This is a genomic window from Methanobrevibacter filiformis, from assembly GCF_001639265.1.
In the GTDB taxonomy this organism is placed as follows: Archaea; Methanobacteriota; Methanobacteria; order Methanobacteriales; family Methanobacteriaceae; genus Methanacia; species Methanacia filiformis.
The window spans coordinates 1-2,136 of sequence record NZ_LWMT01000124.1 but is presented as its reverse complement, the minus strand read 5'-3'; the positions used below and the strand labels follow the sequence as shown (position 1 = coordinate 2,136).

Below are 2,136 nucleotides of genomic sequence, written 5' to 3'. Positions count from 1 at the left end.
TTACATACATAAGTCTGTATCTTAAAATACTCTTTCCATGTGCTGAAAATGATTAAACGCTCACGACTACCATTTTCATCAACATTTATACCTCCACAAACTGGACAAATCCTTATTTTCTCTTGTAACCATTTGAAATTCTTCTTAAACTTTAATTTAATATTGCCTGCAAGTTTTAAAGAATTTTTCCTCCATTTATAAAATTTATTTGACATAAAAGTCACATTATCAGCAACAACATCTAAAGTTTGCTGACATTTATCAATAGCAGATGCGCAATAAATATTATTCATAATAGACATAATTAAACATATATATTTACCAATATATAAATATTTTCAATTTTAAACAGTTATTAAAAAATATTAACCTCATAAAACAAGAAATAAAGATATATAAAAACCTATTCTCTATTTAAACTATTTAAAAAAGATTTAGTCATGATGAATAATCAATGAAAACTATTAATAATAAAGTAATACTATAAAAGTATTACTGCAAAATCAATGAAAAATAAAGGAATATAATGCAATATTTCAAAAATTCAAGCCTAAAAAAAGATTATCATAAGTAATACTAATAAAGTAATACTAAAAAATTTTCAAATCAGTAACCTACTTGACTATGCCAAAAATTCACAAAACTCATAAATATATTAAAATAATAAACAATATAAAACTTTCTAACAAATCTATTTTATAATTTATTAATATAAAAACAAGTTCTTTATTAAAACATGAAACTAAATTAAAATAATGAAAATCCACAAAAAAGTACAATGAAATACCACAAAATATTATAACAAGATGTTACAAAAAAATAATTAATGAAATTAATACGGTTATTCCTATGAAAAACAAATATTTAAAACGTGTGATTGATGGTATATTAAAAGAACGTTTAAAAATGATTGGAGCAATTGTTATTGAAGGACCTAAATGGTGAGGTAAAACAACAACAGCTGAACAACATGTGAAAAGTGTAATAAAATTACAAGACCCTGATAAATCGAAATCTTATTTACAATTAGCAGAAATTAAACCATCTGCACTTTTAGAAGGAAAAACTCCTAGATTGATTGATGAATGGCAGATGGCTCCAGTATTATGGGATGCTGTTAGAACCAGTGTTGATAATCTAAATGAAGTTGGTTTATATATTTTAACAGGTTCAACTTCAGTTCAGGAAAATGAAATAATGCATTCAGGAACTGGTAGGATAAATAGATTAACTATGCTACCAATGAGTTTATTTGAAAGTAAGGAGTCTAATGGTAAAATATCTATCCTTGATTTATTTGATTCGTCAGATATGGATATTGATGGTATTAAATCAGAGTTATCGATTGAAGAGTTGATTTTTGCTAGTTGTCGTGGAGGATGGCCAGAGAGCTTGAATAAAAAAAATAAAAAAGCACAACTTTTTATTGTGTCGAATTATATTGATAATATTTGTGAAAGTGATGCATCTACTGTTGATGGAGTTAAACGTGCTCCTCAAAGAGTTAGAACTATTATACAGTCTTACGCAAGAAACATATCAACACTTGTATCAGATGAAACCATACTAAAAGATGCTCGAGCTAATTTTGCAAATATGAATAAATCAACATATTACTCTTATATTGATGCATTAACTAGGTTGTTTGTTATAAATAATGTTCCTGCTTGGAATCCTAATATAAGATCAGCTACAGCTATTAGATCAAGCTCAAAAAAAGAATTTGTAGATCCCATCAATTGCAGTAGCTTCATTAGGTTTGACACCAGAATCATTATTATATGATTTAAATACATTTGGATTTATATTTGAAAATTTATGCATAAGAGATTTAACTGTTTATTCTAGTTCAGTAGATGGGAAAATTTCATATTATAGGGACCGATACGGCCTTGAAGCAGATTGTGTATTACACCTAAAAGATGGGAGATATGCCCTTATTGAATTTAAATTGGGGAGCAGTGAAATTGAAAAAGGTGCAAAAAATTTAATAAAACTTGATACTTTAAGGAGTTTATCCATAATTAAAATAAAGGTTTATGATTGTTGGATATGGTTTTAGATGTTTTTTAGTTTTTGTTTTAGTTTTTTGGTCTATTTTTTGTGTTTTAGTTTTAAACTTTTTAAATGTGTTTT

The 2,136-nt window shown here is 26.3% G+C and carries 1 protein-coding gene and 1 pseudogene; one reads left to right on the top strand and one right to left on the bottom strand.

The annotated features are described in order from the left end of the window. Positions 1 to 293: hypothetical protein (locus MBFIL_RS04055; protein WP_157078645.1), on the bottom strand; the 293-nt coding region annotated here is incomplete at its 3' end. 556 nt (positions 294 to 849) lie between these two features. Between MBFIL_RS04055 and MBFIL_RS10130 the strand changes: the two are divergent. Beyond that, positions 850 to 2,062 (top strand): annotated as a pseudogene (locus MBFIL_RS10130) (ATP-binding protein). The last annotated feature ends 74 nt before the right edge of the window (positions 2,063 to 2,136 follow it).